Below are 24,049 nucleotides of genomic sequence, written 5' to 3'. Positions count from 1 at the left end.
GGATTATTGTAACCCGAGTCTTTTTAAACGGTTATATAAAGTGGCCCTCGTTACGCCAAGTTGTTTCGCACATTCTAATTTATTACCATCTAAAATGCGTAAAGCTCTTTCAATTACCTTTTTCTCGTGCTCATCCATTTCTTCTTGTAAAGAAAGAATCGTATTATTGTTGCTGAGTAATAGGGATTGAGCTGTATGATTGTCTAAAGTTTCATTTGTATGAAATGGTAAATATTCTTGTTTAATAATGCCGTCTGTCGCAAATACGACGAGTCTTTCAACTACGTTTCGGAGCTCGCGAATATTACCAGGCCAATTGTAATGAAGTAGTTCATGCATAATATTTGAAGGTAAGTCTCGAATAGGCCTGTTATAGTTTATTGAAAAATCGTTTAAAAAGGAGTACGTCAATTCGATAATATCCTCTCGTCTTTCGCGCAGCGGTGGAATAAGCAAGCTAACTACATTTAAGCGATAGTATAAATCTTCTCGGAAAGTTCCTTTTCTCATTTCTTCTTGTAAATCACGGTTTGTAGCAGCGATAATGCGGAAATCAATATTTATTTCTTTTTCTCCACCAACTCGGTAATACTTTCGTTCTTGCAGTACACGTAAAAGCTTCACTTGCATATCGAGCGGCATTTCACCTATTTCATCGAGGAATAAAGTACCGCCTTGTGCGAGCTCTATTTTACCTTTCTTACCTTTACTATTTGCACCAGAAAACGCCCCGCGCTCGTAACCAAATAATTCACTTTCAAATAACGCTTCTGGGATTGCGCCGCAGTTAATTGAAATGAAAGGGGCATTTGCTGTCTCGCTTGCTTCATGAATTGCTTTCGCAAACACTTCTTTTCCAACTCCGCTTTCTCCGAGTATTAAAACCGTGGATTTCACTGAACAAACCTTTCTAGCTAATTGAATCGTTCTTTGTATAACAGGGCTTTTTCCATTCATCGCAAGGAAAGGATCGGATGTATCTTTATATTTTGCTACTTCTTGTTCTAAACGGTGCATTTCATGCGACATATTAAATAGTTTTTCATTTAATACGACTTGATTTGTAACATCCGTTTCTGAAACGACTGCTCCAATAATTTTATCGTTGCAATAAACTGGGTTTGAATTAATTAATACGAACAAATCTGGACGTGGCTGATGGAACTGAGCAATTATGCTTTTTCCGTCATGTAATGATTGCAGAATTTCTAAATCTTTATAATCAAAAAAACGGGTGATGGGTTGTCCGATAATTTCATTATAGTTCACTGAAAAAATCTTTTCAGCGCCATCTGTCCAAGTACGAACGCATTCTTTATCGTCGATGACTGTAACAGAAGAATCAGACGTTTGAATAACAGTGTTATAAAAAGCTAGTAGTTCATTGTAATACTTATAAAGAAAAGGAATCATTTGCTGAGCAGTTATACAGCATAAAGGCTCTTGATTTTCTTTAATGATGACAACGGCTAGTTCATGAGAAAATGCGTCGATTAAAGTAGTGAAAGAGTCATCTTCATATATAACTGCGCACCTCCATTCCTCAGTAGGTGAATGGAGGTAATAAAATTTTTCACCTACCTGTTTCATGCGCTTAACGATACTTGTACAATCAATGGACAAAATTTTTATTAACTCTTTTATTGTTGGGAATGAAAATGCCATATTGCCCTCCTATTATGTATAAAAATTTAGACAGTGATAAAAAAATAATACACCTATTTACGATAAATTTAAAATATTTTTACAAATAAAAATTATTTCATATAAATAGTTCTGTATGTAGAGTTGGCACACCAATTGCATAAATAGAAAGTGAGAGATTTAGGAGAAAGGAGGGGTGCTATGTGAGACACTGTGACGTTTTAATAATAGGCGGTGGTATTATAGGCTGTTCTATCGCGTACTACACATCAAAATACGGAAGAGACGTAACAATCATCGAAAAAGGAGAATTTGTCAGTGGGACGTCTTCACGGTGTGACGGGAACATTTTGGCTATTGATAAAGACCCTGGGTTTGATAGTCAAATGTCGTTAGTAAGTCAAAAATTAGTAACTGAATTAAGTGAAGAGTTGGAACACTCATTTGAATATAGGGCGCCAGGAAGCATTCTCGTTTGTGAATCAGACGAAGAGATGGAGGCAGCGCAGCAATGGGTAAATCGTCAAAAAGAGGCTGGTTTACCATTTCGAATGCTTGATAGGCAAGATATAAGAGAGGAATCACCATTTTTTGCGGATGATTTATTAGGTGGTTTAGAATGCGCAACTGATTCGACTGTAAATCCATATCTTCTTGCTTTTTCACTTCTTGCAGAATCGAAGAAATTTGGTACGAAAGCTTTTAATCATACAGAAGTGAAAGAAATAAAAATAGATATAGACGGTTCCTTTATTGTAGAAACGACAAATGGAACGTTTACTGCGAAGCAAGTTGTGAACGCAGCCGGTGTGTGGGCTCCTAAAATCGGACAGATGTTAGATGTGAATATCCCAATTGAACCGAGAAAGGGACATATTATTGTAGCTTCAAGGCAACAACACGTTGGCTGCCGTAAAGTAATGGAATTTGGTTATTTAATTTCTAAATTTGGTGGAAAACGAAAAGTGGATGCTTTAACTGAAAAGTATGGGGTGGCACTTGTATTTGAACCGACAGAAAGCCAAAATTTTTTAATTGGTAGTAGTAGAGAGTTTGTAGGTTTTCATACGAAGATAAATAACGAGGTTATTAAATGTATTGCGAATAGAGCAATTCGTTTTTATCCGAAAATGGCAGATATGATGGTGATTCGTTCATATGCTGGATTACGCCCGTGGACAGAAGATCATTTGCCGATAATTTCACGAGTGGAACATATTCCGAATTATTTTATTGCAGCAGGACATGAAGGTGATGGAATTAGTCTTGCGGCAGTTACTGGGAAAGTGATTGAAGAGTTATTAAATGAAAAAGAAACAAGCATTCCTATTGAACCACTTCGTTTGAGTCGTTTTACAGAAAGGGTGTTAAACGGATGAGGTCACAAAGAGTCTTTACGACAATTGATACACATACGGGCGGGAATCCAACGAGGACATTAATTAGCGGACTTCCTAAGTTAATTGGAGAGACGATGGCAGAGAAGATGTTACATATGAAAAGAGAGTATGACTGGATTCGGAAATTGTTAATGAATGAACCTCGTGGTCATGATGTAATGTCAGGGGCATTATTAACAGATCCGTGTCATCCTGAAGCTGATATAGGTGTTATATACATAGAGACAGGTGGATATTTGCCGATGTGTGGCCACGATACAATCGGTGTATGTACAGCTTTAGTTGAATCAGGTTTAATTCCAGTAATTGAACCGGTTACTTCTTTAAAGCTAGATACACCAGCTGGCTTAGTTGAAGTAGATATTTCTGTTCAAGATGGGAAAGCGAAAGAAGTCTCCTTCTGTAACATACCAGCTTTTTTACTGAAAAATATTTCTGTACACGTCGAAGAAATTGGAACTGTAGAGGCGGATATTGCGTATGGAGGGAATTTTTATGCCATTATCGATGCGAAGTCAGTAGGTTTAGAGTTAGTACCAGAAAACGCATCTACAATCATTGATAAGGCGATTCATATTAGAAATACAATTAATGAGAAGTTTGAAATCATTCATCCAGAGTATTCGTTTATAAGAGGATTAACACATGTTGAATTTTATACAGATCCTACTCATGAAAGTGCGCATGTGAAAAATACAGTTGTTGTTCCGCCAGGAGGAATTGATCGATCTCCATGTGGCACAGGAACATCAGCGAAGTTAGCTGTATTATACGCTCATAAAAAAATTAAAATCGATGAAGAGTTTATTCATGAGAGTATCGTTGGCTCATTATTTAAAGGGTGTGTCATAAATACGACATATGTGGAAAATATTGAAGCTGTAATAACGAAAATTACAGGATCAGCTTGGCTTATGGGTATGCATAGATTTTTTTACAATGAAAAGGATCCACTTAAAGAAGGCTTTTTGCTAATTCCGCCGATGGAACATGAAACGGAGGATGTAAAATGAACATTCAAAAAATGTATACAGCAGTAGACGTACACGTAAATGGCGAGGCGTTTCGTGTAATGAAAGACGTACCATGCAAATACTATTACAGTTTGGAGCAATTAAATGAACAATTTTCAGGTGAATTAGCAGAAGAAATGAAACTTTTATTAAATGAACCACGTGGTTTCATCGGTTTAAATGGATGTATTGTCGTTCCTTCTATTCATAATGAAGTGGATGCAGCTGTATTGTTTTTTAATCATGAAGGAGCCATTCCTCTTCATTACGGAGGCATTGTCGCAGTAATAACGATGTTACTAGAAAGTGGGTATTTAAAAAAGAGAGAGTCTAATCAATACAAAATCGAAACGCTATCTGGAATATTTTCAGTGAATGCATATGTAGAGAATGATGAAGTTGTATCTGTTTCGTTTGAAAGCAAACTATGTTATATGATTGAGAAAAATTTAAAGGTTGGTAATATAAGTTACTCTCTCATACAGGCAGATAAAGTATATGCAGTTGTAGAAAAGGATACGTATTCGCCAGAAATCAGTATTGAAAACATCTCTAAATTAAAAAAATGGGGTGAAGCTACACTTCAAGCTATACAAAAACAGTCATTAATAAAAAGACTTATTTTAGTAGATTCTATGCGAAAAGAAAAGAACCATATAAAGTCGATTACATTTCATGAAGATAACTTTATAGTACGTTCACCAGGTTTTGTTTCTACTATTGTGTCTTATGTTCATACATTATTTAAAAATGATTATATAGCGGATAAACCTTTTAAAAATGAAAGTATTTTTAATAGCTTTATAACAGTAGAAAAAGTGAAGAAAGAAGAACTCGGATACATTTTTCGATTTGAAAGTAGAGGGTTTATTACAGGTATGCAAACATTTATATTAGATCCTACTGATCCGTTTCCAACAGGTTTCTTATTAAAATAATATGTTAAAGGGAGAGATAAAGATGCAAAAAATTAAAGGGGCATTTCCAGTATTAATAACACCGATGGATGAATTTCAAGAGATTGATTGGAAAGGCGTAAAACAAAACGTAAACTACTTTATTGAGCAAAAGGTAGCTGGAATTATTATTAATGGAAGTACAGGGGAATTTGTTAGTTTATCAAAAGAAGAACGATTTAACATGGTAGAAACAGTATTAAAAGAAGTTGATGGCCGTATTCCTGTCATTGTTGGAACTGCTGCAGAGACGACGAAAGAAACGATTGAATATACGAAACATGCAGAAGCGCACGGAGCGGATTGCGCATTAATTATAAACTCTTACTATTGTAAACCGAAGGAAGAGGAGATTTATTTTCATTTTAAAGAAATCTCAAACGCTGTAAATATACCAATTATGCTATACAATAACCCATTTACTTCTGGTGTTGATATGAGCACAGAGTTAATGCTCCGTATTGGAAAAGAGTGTGAAAATGTTACACATATTAAAGAATCTAGTGGAGATATTCGAAAAGCGAGAGATTTAGTAAGACAAGGTGAAGGTGCTTTCCAAGTCTTCTGCGGATCTGAAGATTTAGTTATGGAATCTTATTTAGTTGGTGCATCGGGATGGGTTTCAGTAGCAGGAAATATCGTTCCAGGACTCGTTACGAAAATGTATGAGCATTTTCAAAATGGTGAATTAGAAAAAGCGTGGGAAATGAACGATGCTATTTTACCTCTTTGTGAGTTTCTTGAAGGATCAGGAAAGTATGTGCAAATCGTTAAACGTTCAATGGAATTACATGGGCAAGTCGGAGGACCTTCACGTTATCCGAGATTAGGATTAACTGAAGAAGAAGATCAAAAGCTTCAAGCTATTTTACTAGAAATTGCAGCTCATGCAGCTGTTTAAATAAGGAGGAGAGTATATATGTTAACGACAAACATTGAGCTGAAACCAAAAGTGAAAGCGTTTTTAAATGAAGAAATTAAAATGTTTATTAATGGTGAATTTGTTTCTTCAATAAGTGGAAAGACGTTTGAAACATACAATCCAGCAACAGAAGATGTTCTAGCAGTCGTATGTGAAGCGCAAGAAGAAGATGTTGATGTCGCAGTAAAAGCGGCAAGATTTGCTTTTGAATCAGGCCCGTGGGCAGAGATGACTACTGCTGAAAGAGCACACCTTATTTATAAATTAGCAGATTTAATTGAAGAGCATAAAGAAGAATTAGCACAGCTGGAAGCTTTAGATAATGGAAAACCATATCAAGTAGCACTTGATGATGATATTTCAGCGACTGTAGAAAATTACCGCTATTACGCGGGATGGGCTACAAAAATTATCGGGCAAACAATTCCAATTTCAAAAGATTATTTAAATTACACACGTCACGAACCGGTTGGTGTTGTAGGTCAAATTATTCCGTGGAATTTTCCGCTCGTTATGTCCTCTTGGAAAATGGGAGCCGCTCTTGCGACGGGTTGTACGATTGTATTAAAACCAGCAGAGCAAACACCTTTATCTTTACTATATACAGCGAAGCTTTTTAAAGAAGCTGGTTTTCCAAACGGTGTCGTAAACTTTGTACCAGGTTTCGGTCCTGAAGCAGGATCGGCAATTGTAAACCATCATGATATTGATAAAGTAGCTTTCACAGGTTCAACAGTTACAGGGAAATATATTATGCGTCAATCTGCAGAAACAATTAAACATGTAACGTTAGAACTTGGTGGTAAGTCACCAAACATCATTTTAGAAGACGCTGACTTAGAAGAAGCGATTAACGGTGCGTTCCAAGGCATTATGTATAATCATGGTCAAAATTGTAGCGCAGGATCTCGAGTTTTCGTTCATCGGAAACATTATGAAATAGTAGTAAATGAACTTGTGAAAATGGCAAATAACGTGAAGCTAGGGGCAGGTATGGAGGCGGAAACTGAAATGGGACCGCTCGTATCTAAAAAACAACAAGAGCGTGTGCTAAATTACATTGAACAAGGAAAATCTGAAGGTGCTACTGTTGCAGCTGGTGGTAAACGTGCATTTGAAAAAGGTTATTTTGTACAGCCAACAGTATTCACAAATGTTACAGACGATATGACAATCGTTAAGGAAGAAATTTTCGGACCAGTTGTCGTTGTACTCCCGTTCGATTCGACAGAAGAAGTAATTGAAAGAGCAAATCGCTCGTCTTACGGACTTGCTGCGGGCGTATGGACACAAAATATTAAAACAGGGCATCAAGTTGCCAATAAATTAAAGGCAGGAACAGTGTGGATTAATGATTATAACTTAGAAAATGCTGCTGCACCATTTGGTGGATATAAACAATCTGGTATCGGACGTGAATTAGGTTCATACGCCCTTGATAACTATACAGAAGTGAAAAGTGTTTGGGTAAATATAAAGTAATAGAGAGTCTAACTGTTAATAAATAGAGGGATGAAATAATGAGAGATGCGGACAACTGGAAGGTTTAATAATAGTTGTCCGTTTTCTTATATATAAAATTGCTTTTTCAAAAGAATTATAAGGGGGATTTGGATGGAGCAGTTAGTAGAATGGTTAGTAGGGCAAGTTTGGAGTATTGGCTTAGTTGTTTTCGCATTAGGAGCAGGAGTGTATTTCACAATTGCAACTCGTTTTTTACAAATTCGCTATTTTAAGGAGATGATTAAACTATTATTTGAAGGGAAGAGCTCGGAGACTGGGATATCATCCTTTCAAGCATTTTGTTTGGCGTTATCAGGTAGGGTTGGAATTGGTAATATCGCAGGAGTAGCGACAGCTATCGCTTTCGGCGGACCTGGAGCTGTATTTTGGATGTGGGTGATGGCATTATTAGGAGCAGCTAGTGCATTTGTTGAATCAACATTAGCACAAGTATATAAAAGTAAAGTAGGCAATGAATACCGTGGTGGTACGCCATATTTCATTGAGAAAGGCTTGAAAATGAAATGGTTTGCGGTCATTGTAGCGGTCGTTGTAACACTATCATATGGCGTTTTATTACCAGGTATTCAATCGAGTAGTATCGCAGTTGGATTTGAAAATTCTAATGGTATTAGCAAATATATAACTGGTATATTGTTAGTCGTATTATTAGCAGCTATCATTTTTGGTGGCGTAAAGAGAATTGCGGGCGTTTCTCAAATGCTAGTTCCATTTATGGCAATTGGTTATGTAATTGTTACATGTATCGTATTAATTGCGAATGTAACGGAAATTCCAAGTATGTTTGCTTTAATTTTCTCAAGTGCTTTTGGTGTAAATGAAATGTTTGGCGGCATCGTCGGCGCAGCTATTGCATGGGGAGTAAAGCGTGCTGTATTTTCAAACGTCGCTGGTGTTGGGGAAGCGACATATAGCTCCGCTGCTGCTGAAGTATCACATCCTGCAAAACAAGGGCTAGTTCAAGCGTTTTCTGTATATATTGATACAATTGTAGTATGTACAGCGACAGCTCTTATGATATTAATAACAGGTATGTATAATGTAATACCTGAAGGGAAAAGCGCTATTGTAAAGAATATGGGAAATGTAGATGCAGGTCCAATCTATACACAACAAGCAGTTGAAACTGTTATGACAGGATTTGGTCCAATATTTATTTCAATCGCAATCTTCTTTTTTGCATTTACAACTTTACTCGCGTACTACTATATCGCTGAAACGACGCTTACTTATTTAGATCGTGACCTCAAATATAGCTGGTTAAAACCAGTTTTGAAAATTGGGTTTTTAATTATGGTTTACATCGGTAGCGTAGAATCAGCTTCGCTATTATGGAACCTTGGAGATTTAGGAATCGGTAGTATGGCATGGTTAAACTTAATCGCGATTCTATTATTAAGTAAAACGGCATTAAAAGTGTTAAAAGACTATGAAACGCAGAAAAAAGAAGGGAAAGATCCAGTGTTTGATCCTAAAAATGTGGGAATTGAAGGTTTAACATTTTGGGAAGAGCGGAGTAAAGAGGTTGAAAGGAAAAATTCTAAAGAAAAAGTGTCAGTAGATAATGGGCTGAAACTGTAGATGTGCAAATTTAAAAGTAAAATAAACTGAAAATTCATTCTATTTTTTAAAGTAAATATTTGTATATGTCCTTCATTTTATCTCATACTAAAGTAAGTGTGAATAAAATGAATGGAGGATATACGATGGAAAATCAACAATATGGCTCTATAAATGATGTATTACTTGATTATAAAGAAGGTATAGGGAATTTTACGCAACAAATCCCTGAAATTGCAGAAACATATAACGCTTTTACACAAGCATGTTTTCAGGAGGGTACATTAACTAAAAGAGAAAAGCAGCTCATTGCATTAGGGATTAGTTTAGCAACACAAGACGAATATTGTACGATTTATCATACGAAGGGCTGTATTGACCAAGGATGTTCTGATAAAGAAATTTTAGAAGCGTGTGGTGTTTCAGCAGCATTTGCTGGGGGAGCTGCAATGAGTCAGGCAGTAACCTTAGTACAAGAATGTCTGGTGGAATTGAAACATCAAAGTCATTAAACAAGAAAAAGCCCTCCTTAAAATGTTCTTTTAAGGGGGACTTTCTAGTGTAGTCTAATTTTTTTGAAAGAGTTTCAATTGTTTCATATAGTCGATAGCTTTTGTTTTATTACTCTGTTTAGAAACATAGTGTGCCTCGTCTAAATCTCTATAAAAACTATTAAATATTTCTTCAGAAAGTATGCCGTCAGAAATAGCTTTTTTTACTGCACAGTGTGGTTCATTTGTATGCGAACAATTAGAAAATTTACATTTCCGAGATATACCCGCAATATCTTCATATCCAAAATCAAAGTTACCTTTATGTTCTATCAAGTCAAATCCCATTTTACTAATAATTATTCCCTCCAATTTTGAAAGAGTTTTTTAGAATCATACATACAAATTCTATCGTTTTTAAGTTGTGTTTATTTTAATATTCTATATTTTTATAAATCGATGTCTCTATATTAGGGAGAAGTGTGTATATGCTCTTACCAATTAAAGATTCTAATTCTTTCTTAATTGCATAGAATCCCTTCCAATGTAAAGAAGTATGAGAGGTTGTGCCATGACGTAAACCAACTGAAATCAATCTTTTTTCAAGAGTAGTAAAGCCTTCCGCATCAGCAAGTGCGTCACAAAGGGTAATCACCTTATTGTATAAGTCGTAGTCACTGTTTTCATTCAATATTTCAATTAATCGGCTTTCCATATAATCAGGAACAATGCTCCACTCTGCCGCGATATCTAAATGCTCATTTTTGCAAGGAAATGAATGCGTCACACATATAATGGCGTTTCCTGTATACCCTAAATCATTCATATACATATAACCATCATAGGAATGAATAACAGATTTAGTAAAACCTTTATATCTTCCTATGTCATGCAGGAGGGCAGCGTTGTATGCTATATCAGCATCTAGGTCGTACCCATTATTAATAAGTTCAACAACTATCTTTTCAGTTGCAAGGGCAACATTACATGAATGTTCGAACCACGGACCTGGTTTTTGTTCATATGCCCACTGGAGTAATTCTCTTGCATATGTCCTATCTAATATATATTTCATATAGGTATCCTTTCTCTAAAAAATCATATATTTAATAATTTCATCTTAGAATTTCATTATTCCTTCTTTAAAAGTTGTTACAATGAAACAAAAGGGGGATTAGTAATGCAAAATTTAGTAATTGAAGAAATTAAGCAATTAGAAAATGATATGGAAGAGCTTTCTAAACTTTTGAAAACAGTAGTAGATGATGGGGCGTCAATTGGTTTTTTACCTCCACTGGAACAACAAGAAGCCATAAATTATTGGCAAACCGTCTTAGCACCAGAAGTGATCTTATATGTTGCTAAAATAAATAATGAAGTGGCAGGGAGTATTCAATTACATTTAGTTACAAAGCCTAATGGGATTCATAGAGCCGAAATTTGCAAGTTAATGACTCATCCAAACTTTAGACGTAATGGTATTGGACGTTTACTCATGCAAAAAGTAGAGGAGCGAGCAAAACAAGAAAAACGGTCTCTTTTAGTACTAGATACGAGAGATGGAGACCCTTCCAATAGATTGTATAAATCATTAGACTATCAAGAAGTTGGAAAAATACCGGGGTATGCAATTTCTCCGAATGGTGAGTTAGATGCAACGGTTATTTATTATAAAATGATTTAGTATTTTTATTTAAAAAGAGGGATATTTTCAAACCACAAAGTTGTTATTAGGTCTGAGTATTGATTTATAAAAAGATTGATAAACCCCTGTATAATAGGGGTTTTCTTTTCATTCATTAACTTCATATTGAATGTTCAATTTGAGGGCCAATTTGTGTAAGGTTTTAATAGGTTTATAAGAGGTATTATTTAAATAGGAATTTTGAAGTCATTTGGTGAATATTAAATGTTAATCTAAAAGATGGAGGTTGCTGTGATGTTGAAACTGTTTCAATATAACTGGCAAGTTCGTGATGATTGGTTTACATTGTGCGAAGACATGTCGGCTGAAGAACTGGTAAAGAAACGGATCGGTGGGTTCGGCAGTATACTACATACCCTATTTCATATTGTAGATGTGGAATATATGTGGATCTTAGGTTTGCGAGGTGAACCAGTGCCTGAGGAGCCATTGTTTGAAGATTATGCTAGCTTGCAAAAAGTGAAAAATCTTTCGGATCAATACCACGAGAAAGTGAAGCCATTTGTGACCTCTTGGACAAATGAAATGGATTCTCGGAAACTTTCAGAAACTGATTTCAATGAAGAACCGATTAGCTCTAGAGACGCCCCAATCAGGCGCCGAGTCATTGAATGTACACACGGAGAGATAATACGTCATGTCATTGTCCATGAAATCCACCATATCGGCCAGTTATCTATATGGGCACGTGAGATAGGAAAGGAGCCAGTTTCCGCAAATCTGAGAGGGAGAGGGCTATATGATAACTAGACTACCTTTGCCAATTTCGTAATTTATTTATAAACGAATGGTTTAATTGAGTATATTTAAAGCGTGTTTAGATCAATCTTTTTCAAAACACACTTTTTCTTTGTATTATTTTATCTAGGTTTATAGAGTTAATGTAATCAAACTTTTTTCGAAGCTACACTGTGATATATAATTGTAAGTAATTAGTAACTACTTTAACGCCGTTTGTATTTTCAGACGGTGTTATAAGTATTTAACAGTAAAACGACAAAATAAATAATAGATTTGATAACTGGTAATTAAAATGCGTGAAGAATTGATATTTTTGTAGCTGGAAGAATTTGAGAAAGTTTTTAGAGGGTTCTTTTAGTAATACTCTTCCACTTATAATGGATGTAGAGAAGATGACTAGGCAACTATAGTTATTTTTATTTCATTTTTGGGAAGGGGATGAAAGAATGAAAAAGACAAGTTTACAAAAGGTGAAGAAGGTTATATTAAGTGGCGGGATATTACTTACGGGGTTATTAACATTTGGATTTTCAGAAAAGGCTTCAGCTCATGGGTATGTAGAATCACCAGCGAGCCGATCTTATTTATGTAAGCAAGGGGTAAATGTAAATTGCGGTCCAGTTCAATATGAACCACAAAGTGTAGAAGGAATAGGGGGGTTTCCGCAATTAGGACCTTCTGATGGACAAATCGCAGGAGCTGGCCATTTTCCTGCTTTAGACGTTCAAGCAGTTGATAGGTGGAAGAAAGTTACGTTAAACGGCGGGATGAATACATTCAAGTGGAAACTAACAGCTCCTCATAGTACGAAAGAATGGAAATACTACATTACAAAGAAGGATTGGAATCCAAATATGCCTTTAACAAGGTCTAGTTTAGATTTAGTGCCGTTCTATGTAAAAAATGATGGCGGAGTTAGACCGGGGACAACAGTAACGCATGAAGCAAATGTACCAACTGACCGTAGTGGCTACCATCTTATTTTAGCTGTTTGGGAGATTGCGGACACTGGAAATGCGTTTTATCAAGTTATTGATGTGAACCTTGTGAATAATGGTTTAAATTCCAATTTTGCTTTTAACAATGTAGTGCAAGTTCCTACACTATTTTAAATTAAATATACATTTTGATCATCTAATTCATTTTAGATGATTTTTTTTATGAAAAATATAGCAGAAACTGCAATTATTTATAAAAAAATGTGTCTAAAATATTGTCATATTTGCTTCTTTAAGATATCCTTTTCATGAAGAGGTGGAAAACATGGAAAAAGTACTAGTTTTCGGGCATAAAAACCCAGATACAGATGCAATTTGTTCTGCGATTGCTTATGCAGAATTGAAAAAAGAATTAGGAATGAATGCTGAGCCTGTACGTTTAGGCGAAATCAGTGGTGAAACTCAATTTGCGTTAGACTCTTTTAAAGTAGAAGGACCGCGTTTTGTTGAGACAGTAGCAAACGAAGTGGACAACGTTATTTTAGTTGACCATAACGAGCGTCAACAAAGTGCTAACGATATCGAATCTGTTCGTGTGTTAGAAGTTATTGACCATCACCGTATTGCTAACTTTGAAACAAGCGATCCTATTTACTACCGTTGTGAGCCAGTTGGATGTACAGCTACAATCTTAAACAAAATGTACAAAGAAAATGGCGTTACAATTCGTAAAGAAGTTGCTGGTTTAATGTTATCTGCAATCATTTCAGATTCTTTACTATTCAAATCTCCAACTTGCACAGAACAAGACGTAGCAGCAGCTCGTGAATTAGCGGAAATCGCTGGTGTAGATGCAGATAGCTACGGCTTAGAAATGTTAAAAGCTGGTGCTGATTTAAGCGGAAAAACAATGGAGCAATTAATCTCTCTTGACGCTAAAGAATTCCAAATGGGTAACGCGAAAGTTGAAATCGCACAAGTAAACGCTGTTGATACAAACGACGTTCTTGTACACCAAGCAGAACTTGAAAAAGTTATCACTACAGTAGTAGAAAAAAAAGGTTTGGACCTATTCTTATTCGTTGTAACTGATATCTTAACTAACGATTCTGTTGGTCTTGCGATTGGTAAAGCAACAAACGTTGTTGAGAAAGCTTACAACGTAACATTACAAAACAACACAGCTACTTTAAAAGGTGTTGTATCTCGTAAAAAACAAATCGTTCCTGTATTAACAGAAACATTCCAAGCTTAATATTATTGAGTATGGATAAAAGAAAGGACAAGTAGTCATATTGGCTACTTGTCCTTTTTATTATAAAATTACAGAAGAGCCTATTGGATGGAAATAAAAAAGGATAGCAATAGCTATCCTTCTTATCATTTATTCATAAGATCGTTTCTTATTTATATAAAATGTGATAATAGCTGCAATAATGAAAATAGGTATTGCGTACGCTTGCCCAACAAAGAATTTCCAACCTACAGTATTATAGCCCTCAGATGCTGGAATGATAATCGCGATGATACAAACAATAATATAAGCTAATAATGCTGGGAGTATATTTTTCATAGTTGTTCACCTCCTTTTTATACTATATTTATATATTGTGCTATTGAATAGAGATTGGGAGATTAAGTGTACTTGATTTTACGAAATCTTTACAAATTCACTAAAGGATGAGGAGTCTGCATGCTGTATGAAAGTGACTTTAGTACGGTGTGTTTATGTAATAATACATATGTTTAATAGACCGTTCTAAAATAAATTAAACCAAATATAGGAGATAATGTAATTTTATCTTTCGAGATAAGTATATAGTATTCTGTAAAAAAATGTACTGGAAAATTGATATTTCATAAGAAATATAGAAGCGAGGTAAGAAATAACGATGAAAAGGTTATGCATAATTCCATGCGGAAAGAAGAAAATTTGGGATAATTACCCAGAGTATGGGGAGGCAGAGGCAAAAGATGTATATATTAGTTCATTCGGAAAAGCATGTCAGGCGTATGCAACTGAGTTTTTCGAGAATTGGGTTATATTATCAGCAAAGCATGGATTTTTAAGACCAAATGATATTGTAAAGGAAAATTATGATCTTGCATTTGATTCAAATAGTAATGAGATTATTAGCATAGAACAATTAAAACAACAGATGATTGATAAAGATTTACTTCAGTTTGAAGAGATCGTCTTACTTGCGGGGAAGAAGCATAAAAAAGTAGTGACGAAGTTATATCCAGAAGAAATCATCACATATCCGTTAGCGGGATGTAGAGGGATTGGGTATATTTTGCAGAGGTTGAATGGGGCAGTGGAAGCGCAGAAGGAAGTATAGGGATAAATTAGTAATATAGATTCAAATCATACCAAATTAATACATTTAAAATAGACTAGTAAACAAGCATTTTTACCCTTTTGAACATAGAATATGATGAATTCTATTTTATATTAGGGGAGAGTCATATTCATGTGTAATAATTGTGGTTGTAGACGCAGAGATTGTAATAGATTTTGGGATGATTTAATGTTTGGAAGATGTAGACGCAGAGATTGTGATGATTGTGGTTGTAGACGTAAACGTGACTGTGATTGTGATGATTGCCGTCGCAATCGTAAACGTGACGACGATGATGATAAATGTCGTAAGTGGTAATATTTTAAAAAGAGTACTTTGAAGTAAGTACTCTTTTTGTGTATAAACCTTTTAAATTCCATCTTGAACAGATTTTTTTTCAAATTCCCATGAATCATGTTTTATAATCTTTAAAGCTACATTAGTACCATTAGATTCCTTATAAAAGATATATCCGTGGTTTGATTTAACATAAGTTAAAGGTTCGCCAATGCAATCTTTAGAACAAGATGTGTTGATAAGTTCAATTAAGGATAGTTCGCTAGGATCGGTTTTACTAGCATCTATAAGTGTATCAAGGTTCGTTTTACGAAAACCTTGTAAGTTTACATCGAAATTCTTTTCTATTTCTCCAGTAACGCTAGTATTCATTACTTCAACTGAATTTTTCTTTTCTAGAAGAAAACCATTTCCATAAAGGAATTTTGTATATCCAAGCCATGCGATTAAAAATAGTATAAAAAACATACCAGTTGTTTTAAGTTTTCGAAGCCGTTTACTTACGATTGATTCTGAATATTTCATTCAGCCTAATCCTCCAATGTTTTTATTTTAAAGTATGCGTGGGTATATATATTTAGAAGGAGATGAAAGTTAGAGAGTTACTGATTCAAAAAAAGAAAGCATCTGAAGTTAGGTGCTTTCTTTTTGAATACTGTCCGCTATCTGTTAGTTACTTGTTTCATAAGCGGTCTTATTTCTTTAACAGGTGGTTTTTTATCATAGGCATCAACGTAAGAAAAGTAATAATTTAAGTTTCTAAGAAGTCCCTTTCCTATTTTTGCGCTTAAGAAGGGGAATACTTGTCCAGTATAATCATCGAGAGATTTACAATAGTATTTTTCATCTAAGTATATGCTGTATTTACATGTTAGTTCTACTAATGAGTTACCTTCATCATCAAATACTTCTTTAGAATCAATAATGTCTATTAATGCGAATTTTTCATTCAGATAAACTTTCTTCTTTTTCTCGTGCTTATTTGTGAGAATAAATACGAGACCAATTGCGTTAATCAAACTATTTCCTCCTATAAAAAACGGATATTAATAAAATATATCGATATACGTTAAATGTAAAGAGGAGTGGTGAAATATCATTGATAGAAAACTAAATAAGCCGATTTGTTTTTTCAAATCGGCTTATTTTTATTGAAATACTTGCGGAAATTGTTTTACGATTGCGTTTGTTATCATGTCGGCCATTTCTAATGCTTCTTTTTCAATTTTATCGTATAGTTTTACACTGGCATCATAATCTTTATTTAGGAAGGCAAGTGCTTCCGCTTTCGTTAACGCTAAATGCTCATAAAACATTTTTCTAAATTCTTCTTTTTCTATATATGGATTGATACTAGTTAGAAACTCAACAATTTCGTCTCCATTAGCGTACCATTTCTTTTCTATAGCGGCCGCTGCGTTTTGATCACCAGCTTTTGCGGCTTTAACAAGATCAGCAGCGATTGTTAAGTGGTCTTTAATTAATGCACTATATTTTTTTACTGCATTTTCTCCGTAGAATGGTTCAAGTGATAGCCCCATGTGTGTTGCATTTTGTAGAAGACGTCCAACGGTAACGTTTACGTCGGGCAAGTTAAAGATGATGCCTATAATGGCTAATCGTGTCCAAGCAACGTGTTGTTCCCATAAAGAACGCATATATCCTTTTAGAAAGTTTTCGTTTTTACTAACTCGGTAATTTCGTACAAATGAATCGAAGTTTCCATTAGTGATATGATAAGGGGAGTAATACGATTGCCAATAAGTATACATAAATAGTTACACTCCTTTGAACATGTATATCTCACAATATGATAAACGTTATTTTTAAGTTACGTGTCCAAGAGTTTTTTTGAGAGTTGGAAAAGGAGAAAGTTGAAGGGGAATAAAAAACACACTTATGATATATATGAATAAAAAGAATTCTAAAATAATAGAGGTCCTGCAAGGGAAATTGCAGGACCTCAAAAGGGTATTGCCGAGATGTCGGACTCGACTACGTAATATTAACATAAAATTCTTTCAAAAAAACCTGGTAAATGTGTCCAAATGAGAAGGGTGCTTTTTAATAAAGTTAAAGGGATCTGCTTCCCGCGGCAGATCCCTTTAACTAGATAATGTTGATGAGCAAAAACTCATCTAGAGTACTTTTATAGTAACAAATGAAATTCACTTTGTGTATTGAGAAAAAATGAATTGCTTGTATGAATGTAGCGGATTTATATTTTGCTTTTTGGAATTACAATCATTTGTGGAGAGCGGAATAGGGTTCTAAAATGGAGAAAAGACTTTTCAGCCAGGCTACGATACATTGCAATATGTAAGTATAAAAAAAGACCTGCTAATTTAAGCAGGTCAACATAAGGGGTTTATCTAACAGATTATTATATATGGTAACAACTGTATTGTAGTAAGTCTATAAGTTATATGTTGAGAAAATTTGTTTGAATGATATATATTTGGCACATGTATTAACGTTTAAAAAGTTGAGAAAGGAAATTCATAAACTTGCTATAAGAAAATAAGGGCTGATACTTATAAAATGATTCATATTTCCACGCATCATTATTAGAGAATTGGAGTTGTTTATTTAATGCTTTAGGTTTGTTGGAATTATTGTAACGACTCTTCATAATTTAACCTCCTCAAATTCATATGTATACGATTAGTAGTATTCTAGGAAGGTAAATTAAATGAATATTTATTTTGAAATTCTTTCTTCTTGTGTACTAGATTTGTTTTTTTATGTTGGAAAACGTAGGAAGCAAATAGAACTCAAATACTTATAAAATTCAAAGTGGCGAGAATCAGTTTGATGATATAATGGGAATAGATGAAAGATAAAGAAAAGCAGGTGACTCTTTTTTGTTTACAAAAGCACAAGAACTTTTAGCGTCTTATTTCGGTTATTCGTCATTCCGAAGAGGACAAGATGAAACAATTAAAAATGTATTAGATGGGAAAGATACAGTCTGTATTATGCCTACGGGTGGTGGTAAGTCAATTTGTTATCAAATTCCCGCATTAGTATTCGAAGGAACGACATTAGTTATTTCACCTTTGATTTCACTTATGAAAGACCAAGTAGATACATTAGTACAAAACGGTATTTCAGCTACTTATATTAATAGTTCTATTTCTATTACAGAAGCAAATCAACGAATTCAATTAGCGAAACAAGGCCATTATAAATTACTTTATGTGGCGCCTGAGCGTCTTGATTCAATGGAATTTGTTGATCAACTTATCGATATGAAAATCCCGATGATTGCAATTGATGAGGCGCACTGTATTTCGCAGTGGGGACATGATTTCCGTCCTAGTTATTTACATATACATCGCATATTAGATTATCTTCCAGAGAAGCCGCTCGTATTAGCGTTAACTGCTACGGCAACACCACAAGTTCGTGAAGATATTTGCAACACGCTTGGAATTAATCAAGAAAACACGATTATGACAACGTTTGAGCGCGAGAACTTATCATTCTCTGTCATTAAAGGACAGGATCGTAATGCTTATTTAGCGGATTATATTCGTCAAAATCAGAAGGAATCTGGGATTATATATGCAGCTACAAGAAAAGTTGTCGATCAGTTATATGAAGATTTAGGGAAAGCAGGAGTTTCTGTATCGAAATATCATGCTGGTATGAGCGACCACGATCGAAATGAACAGCAAGAACTCTTTTTACGAGATGAAATAAGCGTTATGGTGGCAACATCTGCATTTGGAATGGGTATAGATAAATCGAATATACGTTACGTTATCCATTATCAACTTCCAAAAAATATGGAAAGTTACTATCAAGAAGCAGGACGTGCTGGTCGTGATGGATTAGATAGTGAATGTATTTTGTTATATTCTTCTCAAGATGTGCAAGTACAACGCTTTTTAATCGATCAATCAACTGGAGAATCACGTTTTTCAAATGAGCTTGAAAAACTCCAAAATATGACCGATTACTGTCATACAGAACAATGTTTACAATCATTTATTTTGCAATACTTCGGAGAAGAGCCGAAGGAAGATTGTGGTCGCTGCGGTAATTGTACGGACGACCGTGAAAGTATCGATGTGACGAGAGAATCCCAAATGGTACTATCTTGTATGATTAGGACGAACCAACGATTCGGAAAGCAAATGATTGCACAAGTATTAACTGGATCTAAAAATAAGAAAGTCATTGAATTTAATTTTCATACTTTGCCAACGTACGGTCTTTTATCAAACCGTAGTGTAAAAGAAGTCAGTGAGTTTATTGAGTTTTTAATTTCAGATGAGTTAATTGCAGTTGAACATGGTACGTATCCAACATTAAAAGTAACGGAAAAAGGAAAAGAAGTATTACTTGGTAAAGAGAATGTTTTACGCAAAGAACGAGTAGAAACGAGACAAATTGTTCAAGACCATCCTTTATTTGAAGTGCTTCGTGAAGTGCGTAAAGAAATTGCACAAGGAGAAGGTGTACCACCGTTCGTTATTTTCTCTGACCAAACGTTAAAAGATATGTGTGCGAAAATGCCACAAAGTGACTCCGAACTCCTAACTGTAAAAGGAATCGGAGAACACAAACTTGTGAAGTACGGGTCTCACTTCTTACAAGCAGTTCAGCACTTTATTGAGGATAACCCAAACTATGCGGAAACAATTAAGACTGAAGTTGTTTCAGAGAGTAAAAAATCAGGAAAAGCGTCAGCGAATTCTCATTTAGAAACGTATGAAATGTATAAACAAGGCATTGATCTAGATGAAATTGCTAAAGAACGTAGCTTATCAAGACAAACAATTGAAAATCATTTAATTCGCTGCTTTGAAGATGGAATGGAAGTAGACTGGAACAGTTTTGTTCCTGCAGAATATGAATCACTGATTGAAACTGCCGTGCAAAATGCAGAGGGTGGTCTGAAATCGATTAAGGACCAACTTCCAAATGAAGTGAGTTACTTTATGATTCGTGCTTATTTACAAATTAGAAAGTAGAGACATATAAAGGGGATAGGGATTTATGCATCACGTTTTCGTGTATGGCACGTTAAGAAAAGAGCAAACGAATGCTCATTTTATGCAAGGTGCAATATGCATCGCAGACGAAGCATGGACGTATGGTAAATTATTTGATACATACGAAGGGTATCCTGCGATGATTTGTTCAAATGAGGACAAAGTATACGGAGAAGTTTATGAAGTAAATGATGATGTTCTGCAAAAGTTAGATGAACTTGAAGAATACACAGGTAATGCAGAGAGTGATTTATATGACCGAATCACCGAAACGATTTATTTAGGTGATAGAGAAATACGTGCATTTGTGTATATTGCTCAAGATAAAGAGATGCTAAAGAAAGTCATCATTTCTGGTGATTGGGTGGAGTATCAACAAGGAAAATAAAAGCAGCTATAGAGCAGATAGTGGAATCGATCATTATCTGCTTTTCATATTGGTAATTTCAAAATTCTTATTATTTTGATAAATCATAAATATAGAGAAATAAAAATGGTTTTTTTCATGGGTGTCAGAAATTTAGTTTCTCACCTGTAGCAGAAAAATCTAGTGCAGGAGGAGAATAATAATGAACGAATTAAATGTGAAGGAATTTTACCAAAAACAATTCGAACTGTCGAATTACGATATCAATACAGAAAGCTGGTTAGAGCAGGTTGCTAAAGAAGTTCAAGAACAAGTTGGTCATCCATTTCAAGCGATGTTAGAACTAGGAGCAGGAAATGGTAGATTTGCAAGGGCGATGTCTAGGTTACAAGTGAAAATGACTACGGTTGAACTTGTACCAGAGTTAGTTATGTTTGCAAAAGAACATTCTACTAATAATATAGATATTCATTGCGCTGATTTTTATAAAATTAACTTTGAAGAAAAGTTTGATGTTGTTAGTTATTTAGACGGTTTTGGTGTAGGAACAGATGATGAGCAATTGATTCTATTAAAACGGATTAAAAATTGGATGAAGGATGATGGATGTGCACTTATTGATATTTATCAACCATTGTATTGGAAAAAAATAAGTGGACAAGAAATGTCCTTAAGTGCAGCTATGCGAAAATACGAATATGATAGTATAAATGAAAGAATGTTAGATCATTGGTGGGACCCTAATTATCCAAATGATGTAGTAACACAGTCTTTACGATGTTATACGGTAGATGAGATTAGCAATCTATGTGCTGAAGCGGGTTTAAGTATTATGGGATTCTTCCCTGGGGGAGCATATGATTTTGAAAAACGAAAATATAAAGAATTGGCAACATTAAATGAATGTTTGGCATATCGAATTAAAGTAAGGAAGAGTAGGGATTAATCTCTACTCTTTTTTAATTTAGAAAATTCTTACTAAAAATATTGACTTTATGAATGGATTTTTAATACAATTATATTTCGACTGAAAAAATTGGAACGGACAGGAGGGAATCATCAAATGAACAACATTTTTGACGAAGAGTTACAAAAAATGAAAGATACTTTAAGTACGATGGATGATCAATTAGAACAGCTTGAAAAAATCCCGGTTTATTATGGAGAAGATTTTAAAGAGCAAATTCTTGAAAGTATGAGGGAGTCTAATAGACAAAGCTTACGTATTGGTGTACATGAGCCGTATTTTGGAAGATTAGACTTTCAGGAGGATGGCAAGGAAGACGTAATGCCGATTTACATCGGTAAAGTAGGTGTTTCAGATAAAGATACGATGAAACCAATTGTAATTGATTGGCGTGCACCTGTCGCAAGTATGTTTTATTCATTTACCGGTGGTGAAGAATTAGCATTTTATCATTCACCAGACGGATTAGTAGAAGGCGATGTTTATTTAAAACGAAACATTTCGATTCGAAAGAGAGAACTAGAACGTGTTGTTGATACATATGTGAAAGGAAATGAAGATGTCTCACATGCTGATGATTTTCTTCTATATCGATTAGGTGAGAATAAAGATAACAAATTGAAAGATATCGTTTCGACTATACAATCGGAGCAAAATGATATTATTCGTGCGGAAAGAAACTTACCGTTATTAATTCAAGGGGTTGCAGGGAGCGGAAAAACAACAATCGCTTTACATCGCCTTGCTTTTTTAATTTATGAATATCGTGAACAACTTGAAGCGGAGAGAATGATCGTATTCGCTCCAAACAGTTTGTTTTTAGACTATATTTCAAGTGTACTTCCTGAGTTAGGTGTAGGAAATATTAGTCAAACAACGTTTCCAGACTGGGCATTACGTACGTTAGATGGTTCGGTGAAACTGAAGCAGACAGAAGAAAAATTGAAAGAAGCTTTCTCAATTAATCGCGATGAAAAAAAGGTTATGCTAGGTAAATTGAAAGGCACGCTGGAATTTAAGTCGTTTATTGAAGAAAGAATGATTCAATTTGAAAAAGATTTAGTGCCAACAAAAGATTTTGAGGCATGGGATAAAGCTGTTATTCCAGTGGAAGACGTTAAAAAATGGATGCAGGTTGAATATAAACACTATCCATTAAAGAAAAGAAGAGAACGTTTAGTCGGTCGTATGAAGCGCTGGATTGAAATTGAGCTTAAAAAGTTTGGAGAAACGAACGAGAAAAAATTACTAAAAAAAGAAGCAACAAAGAGATTGAACACATATATGAATTTTTGGCCGAAAATGAGCCCGCTTTCACTATATAATTCAATGATAAAGAGTAAAGAAATACTCGAAGTATTACCTGAAGAACTTGTTCAAGAAACAGAAAAGAATTGTCGTAAAAAAGAAGTGTATGTAGAAGACTTACCAGCTTTAATTTACATACAACATCGCATAACAGGAATTGAAATTGGACAAAAGTTCCATCACGTCGTTATTGATGAAGCGCAAGATTTCTCGCCATTCCAAGTATATGTATTAAAAGAAATTACACTAGGTAATTCTTTCACTATATTAGGTGATTTATCTCAAGCGATTTATGATTATCAAGGAATTGAAGACTGGGGTGCCTTTAAGGAAGTATTCCAAGAAACAGGTTATTATGAATTGACGAGAAGTTATCGTTCTACAAAAGAAATTATTGAATTCGCGAATGAAATAATTAAAAATGCAGAGATTCCAGTGGGACTCGCAACTCCAGTTTTCCGTAGCGGTGAAGACGTGAAAGTAATTCCGGCAGAGGACCAATTTACTGAAGTTTTAAAGACATTACAGCATTTGCAAACTGAAGATGTGAAAACAATCGCGGTAATTGGAAGAACAGACGATGAATGCCGTGATATATATGAGAAGTTTACAAATGCAGGGTTGACTGTTAATGTCATTGAAGCAGATCAAAGTAAATATGAAGGTGGTATTTCGGTAGTACCTGTATATTTGGCGAAAGGTTTAGAATTTGATGCCGTACTTCTAATCGACGTTGATGAGGAACATTACAAAAATACAAAACATGATGCGAAATTATTGTATGTCGGATGTACGAGATCGCTTCATGATTTATGGATTTTCCATAGTGGGGAAGCGTCGCCATTAATTAAGGGAATAAAATAAATAAAAA

24 protein-coding genes are annotated in these 24,049 nt (G+C 34.8%); 17 read left to right on the top strand and 7 right to left on the bottom strand.

What is annotated here, in order from left to right; all coding sequences use genetic code 11:
* Window positions 1-3: 3 nt before the first annotated feature.
* A complete protein-coding gene (locus tag NSS97_RS14590; RefSeq protein ID WP_107886782.1) occupies window positions 4-1,665 on the bottom strand; it encodes a sigma 54-interacting transcriptional regulator in 1,662 nt (553 codons plus the stop codon).
* Between the two features lie 182 nt (window positions 1,666-1,847).
* On the opposite strand from NSS97_RS14590, the gene NSS97_RS14585 reads away from it, so the two are divergent.
* The 7 genes from NSS97_RS14585 to NSS97_RS14555 all read left to right on the top strand — a co-directional run bounded on the left by NSS97_RS14585 (window position 1,848) and on the right by NSS97_RS14555 (window position 9,531).
* The gene (locus NSS97_RS14585) at window positions 1,848-3,023 is read left to right on the top strand and encodes an FAD-dependent oxidoreductase (protein ID WP_107886783.1); all 1,176 of its coding nucleotides are present in this window, start codon (window positions 1,848-1,850) and stop codon (window positions 3,021-3,023) included.
* Entirely contained in the window at window positions 3,020-4,057 is a 1,038-nt protein-coding gene (locus NSS97_RS14580) for a proline racemase family protein (RefSeq protein ID WP_137076066.1), read from the top strand. Before NSS97_RS14585 ends, NSS97_RS14580 begins: the two co-directional genes overlap by 4 nt.
* Window positions 4,054-4,995, top strand: coding sequence for a proline racemase family protein (locus tag NSS97_RS14575; protein ID WP_107886785.1), 942 nt, complete (start codon window positions 4,054-4,056; stop codon window positions 4,993-4,995). Before NSS97_RS14580 ends, NSS97_RS14575 begins: the two co-directional genes overlap by 4 nt.
* Before the next feature lie 22 nt (window positions 4,996-5,017).
* Entirely contained in the window at window positions 5,018-5,914 is an 897-nt protein-coding gene (dapA, locus tag NSS97_RS14570) for a 4-hydroxy-tetrahydrodipicolinate synthase (RefSeq protein ID WP_002142092.1), read from the top strand.
* 18 nt (window positions 5,915-5,932) lie between these two features.
* A complete protein-coding gene (locus NSS97_RS14565) occupies window positions 5,933-7,417 on the top strand; it encodes an aldehyde dehydrogenase family protein (RefSeq protein WP_044438982.1) in 1,485 nt (494 codons plus the stop codon).
* A 132-nt stretch (window positions 7,418-7,549) separates the two neighbouring features.
* Window positions 7,550-9,040: an alanine/glycine:cation symporter family protein gene (locus NSS97_RS14560; protein ID WP_002085061.1), complete on the top strand. Its 1,491-nt coding sequence runs from the start codon at window positions 7,550-7,552 to the stop codon at window positions 9,038-9,040.
* Between the two features lie 125 nt (window positions 9,041-9,165).
* The gene (locus NSS97_RS14555) at window positions 9,166-9,531 is read left to right on the top strand and encodes a carboxymuconolactone decarboxylase family protein (RefSeq protein WP_002085063.1); all 366 of its coding nucleotides are present in this window, start codon (window positions 9,166-9,168) and stop codon (window positions 9,529-9,531) included.
* 54 nt (window positions 9,532-9,585) lie between these two features.
* Here NSS97_RS14555 and NSS97_RS14550 read toward each other — a convergent pair whose 3' ends face one another.
* Window positions 9,586-9,858, bottom strand: a complete 273-nt coding sequence (locus NSS97_RS14550) for a hypothetical protein (RefSeq protein ID WP_044438979.1) — start codon at window positions 9,856-9,858, stop codon at window positions 9,586-9,588.
* 85 nt (window positions 9,859-9,943) lie between these two features.
* Window positions 9,944-10,585 carry an HD domain-containing protein gene (locus NSS97_RS14545; RefSeq protein WP_107886786.1) on the bottom strand — a complete coding sequence of 214 codons (642 nt, stop codon included), beginning with the start codon at window positions 10,583-10,585 and terminating at the stop codon, window positions 9,944-9,946.
* A gap of 105 nt (window positions 10,586-10,690) precedes the next feature.
* On the opposite strand from NSS97_RS14545, the gene NSS97_RS14540 reads away from it, so the two are divergent.
* The 4 genes from NSS97_RS14540 (at window position 10,691) to ppaC (ending at window position 14,149) form a co-directional block, all read left to right on the top strand.
* A complete protein-coding gene (locus NSS97_RS14540; RefSeq protein WP_044438975.1) occupies window positions 10,691-11,194 on the top strand; it encodes a GNAT family N-acetyltransferase in 504 nt (167 codons plus the stop codon).
* Between the two features lie 255 nt (window positions 11,195-11,449).
* Entirely contained in the window at window positions 11,450-11,965 is a 516-nt protein-coding gene (locus tag NSS97_RS14535) for a DinB family protein (protein WP_044438973.1), read from the top strand.
* A 437-nt stretch (window positions 11,966-12,402) separates the two neighbouring features.
* Window positions 12,403-13,068: a lytic polysaccharide monooxygenase gene (locus NSS97_RS14530; RefSeq protein ID WP_002012991.1), complete on the top strand. Its 666-nt coding sequence runs from the start codon at window positions 12,403-12,405 to the stop codon at window positions 13,066-13,068.
* Between the two features lie 151 nt (window positions 13,069-13,219).
* On the top strand, window positions 13,220-14,149 hold the full coding sequence (ppaC, locus tag NSS97_RS14525) for a manganese-dependent inorganic pyrophosphatase (protein ID WP_107886788.1): 930 nt from the start codon (window positions 13,220-13,222) through the stop codon (window positions 14,147-14,149).
* A gap of 129 nt (window positions 14,150-14,278) precedes the next feature.
* On the opposite strand, the gene NSS97_RS14520 is transcribed toward ppaC, so the two are convergent.
* Window positions 14,279-14,467: a DUF4017 family protein gene (locus NSS97_RS14520; protein WP_002012993.1), complete on the bottom strand. Its 189-nt coding sequence runs from the start codon at window positions 14,465-14,467 to the stop codon at window positions 14,279-14,281.
* Window positions 14,468-14,786: 319 nt separating this feature from the next.
* Here NSS97_RS14520 and NSS97_RS14515 point away from each other — a divergent pair, with 319 nt between their 5' ends.
* Window positions 14,787-15,236: a DUF6884 domain-containing protein gene (locus NSS97_RS14515; RefSeq protein ID WP_044438970.1), complete on the top strand. Its 450-nt coding sequence runs from the start codon at window positions 14,787-14,789 to the stop codon at window positions 15,234-15,236.
* Between the two features lie 132 nt (window positions 15,237-15,368).
* Window positions 15,369-15,554, top strand: a complete 186-nt coding sequence (locus NSS97_RS14510) for a hypothetical protein (RefSeq protein WP_002085081.1) — start codon at window positions 15,369-15,371, stop codon at window positions 15,552-15,554.
* Window positions 15,555-15,605: 51 nt separating this feature from the next.
* Here the strand turns inward: NSS97_RS14510 and NSS97_RS14505 are convergent, their stop codons facing one another.
* The 3 genes from NSS97_RS14505 to NSS97_RS14495 all read right to left on the bottom strand — a co-directional run bounded on the left by NSS97_RS14505 (window position 15,606) and on the right by NSS97_RS14495 (window position 17,305).
* Complete coding sequence (locus NSS97_RS14505; protein ID WP_107886789.1) at window positions 15,606-16,058, bottom strand: hypothetical protein; 453 nt, start codon at window positions 16,056-16,058, stop codon at window positions 15,606-15,608.
* Between the two features lie 137 nt (window positions 16,059-16,195).
* Entirely contained in the window at window positions 16,196-16,552 is a 357-nt protein-coding gene (locus tag NSS97_RS14500) for a hypothetical protein (RefSeq protein WP_000606233.1), read from the bottom strand.
* A gap of 129 nt (window positions 16,553-16,681) precedes the next feature.
* Window positions 16,682-17,305, bottom strand: coding sequence for a hypothetical protein (locus tag NSS97_RS14495; protein ID WP_033709182.1), 624 nt, complete (start codon window positions 17,303-17,305; stop codon window positions 16,682-16,684).
* Between the two features lie 1,092 nt (window positions 17,306-18,397).
* Between NSS97_RS14495 and recQ the strand changes: the two genes are divergently transcribed.
* The 4 genes from recQ (at window position 18,398) to NSS97_RS14475 (ending at window position 24,042) form a co-directional block, all read left to right on the top strand.
* Window positions 18,398-20,515 (top strand): DNA helicase RecQ, encoded by a 2,118-nt coding sequence (gene recQ, locus NSS97_RS14490; RefSeq protein WP_002013002.1) that lies wholly within the window; start codon window positions 18,398-18,400, stop codon window positions 20,513-20,515.
* Between the two features lie 25 nt (window positions 20,516-20,540).
* Complete coding sequence (locus NSS97_RS14485) at window positions 20,541-20,924, top strand: gamma-glutamylcyclotransferase family protein (protein ID WP_002032638.1); 384 nt, start codon at window positions 20,541-20,543, stop codon at window positions 20,922-20,924.
* Window positions 20,925-21,105: 181 nt separating this feature from the next.
* Window positions 21,106-21,849 (top strand): class I SAM-dependent methyltransferase, encoded by a 744-nt coding sequence (locus tag NSS97_RS14480; protein WP_044438961.1) that lies wholly within the window; start codon window positions 21,106-21,108, stop codon window positions 21,847-21,849.
* 117 nt (window positions 21,850-21,966) lie between these two features.
* Window positions 21,967-24,042, top strand: coding sequence for a 3'-5' exonuclease (locus NSS97_RS14475; protein ID WP_107886791.1), 2,076 nt, complete (start codon window positions 21,967-21,969; stop codon window positions 24,040-24,042).
* Window positions 24,043-24,049 lie beyond the last annotated feature (7 nt).

The sequence above is a fragment of the Bacillus sp. FSL R12-0074 genome (genome assembly GCF_038005725.1).
GTDB classification, from domain to species: Bacteria; Bacillota; Bacilli; order Bacillales; family Bacillaceae_G; genus Bacillus_A; species Bacillus_A mycoides.
This window is presented reverse-complemented; position numbering and strand designations above follow the sequence as displayed.

Coding starts and splice junctions, on each gene's coding strand:
- NSS97_RS14590 (WP_107886782.1), bottom strand. CDS start 1,665: ATGGCATTTTCATTCCCAACAATAAAAGAGTTAATAAAAATTTTGTCC.
- NSS97_RS14580 (WP_137076066.1), top strand. CDS start 3,020: ATGAGGTCACAAAGAGTCTTTACGACAATTGATACACATACGGGCGGG.
- NSS97_RS14575 (WP_107886785.1), top strand. CDS start 4,054: ATGAACATTCAAAAAATGTATACAGCAGTAGACGTACACGTAAATGGC.
- dapA (WP_002142092.1), top strand. CDS start 5,018: ATGCAAAAAATTAAAGGGGCATTTCCAGTATTAATAACACCGATGGAT.
- NSS97_RS14565 (WP_044438982.1), top strand. CDS start 5,933: ATGTTAACGACAAACATTGAGCTGAAACCAAAAGTGAAAGCGTTTTTA.
- NSS97_RS14560 (WP_002085061.1), top strand. CDS start 7,550: ATGGAGCAGTTAGTAGAATGGTTAGTAGGGCAAGTTTGGAGTATTGGC.
- NSS97_RS14555 (WP_002085063.1), top strand. CDS start 9,166: ATGGAAAATCAACAATATGGCTCTATAAATGATGTATTACTTGATTAT.
- NSS97_RS14550 (WP_044438979.1), bottom strand. CDS start 9,858: ATGGGATTTGACTTGATAGAACATAAAGGTAACTTTGATTTTGGATAT.
- NSS97_RS14545 (WP_107886786.1), bottom strand. CDS start 10,585: ATGAAATATATATTAGATAGGACATATGCAAGAGAATTACTCCAGTGG.
- NSS97_RS14540 (WP_044438975.1), top strand. CDS start 10,691: ATGCAAAATTTAGTAATTGAAGAAATTAAGCAATTAGAAAATGATATG.
- NSS97_RS14535 (WP_044438973.1), top strand. CDS start 11,450: ATGTTGAAACTGTTTCAATATAACTGGCAAGTTCGTGATGATTGGTTT.
- NSS97_RS14530 (WP_002012991.1), top strand. CDS start 12,403: ATGAAAAAGACAAGTTTACAAAAGGTGAAGAAGGTTATATTAAGTGGC.
- ppaC (WP_107886788.1), top strand. CDS start 13,220: ATGGAAAAAGTACTAGTTTTCGGGCATAAAAACCCAGATACAGATGCA.
- NSS97_RS14520 (WP_002012993.1), bottom strand. CDS start 14,467: ATGAAAAATATACTCCCAGCATTATTAGCTTATATTATTGTTTGTATC.
- NSS97_RS14515 (WP_044438970.1), top strand. CDS start 14,787: ATGAAAAGGTTATGCATAATTCCATGCGGAAAGAAGAAAATTTGGGAT.
- NSS97_RS14510 (WP_002085081.1), top strand. CDS start 15,369: ATGTGTAATAATTGTGGTTGTAGACGCAGAGATTGTAATAGATTTTGG.
- NSS97_RS14505 (WP_107886789.1), bottom strand. CDS start 16,058: ATGAAATATTCAGAATCAATCGTAAGTAAACGGCTTCGAAAACTTAAA.
- NSS97_RS14495 (WP_033709182.1), bottom strand. CDS start 17,305: ATGTATACTTATTGGCAATCGTATTACTCCCCTTATCATATCACTAAT.
- NSS97_RS14485 (WP_002032638.1), top strand. CDS start 20,541: ATGCATCACGTTTTCGTGTATGGCACGTTAAGAAAAGAGCAAACGAAT.
- NSS97_RS14480 (WP_044438961.1), top strand. CDS start 21,106: ATGAACGAATTAAATGTGAAGGAATTTTACCAAAAACAATTCGAACTG.
- NSS97_RS14475 (WP_107886791.1), top strand. CDS start 21,967: ATGAACAACATTTTTGACGAAGAGTTACAAAAAATGAAAGATACTTTA.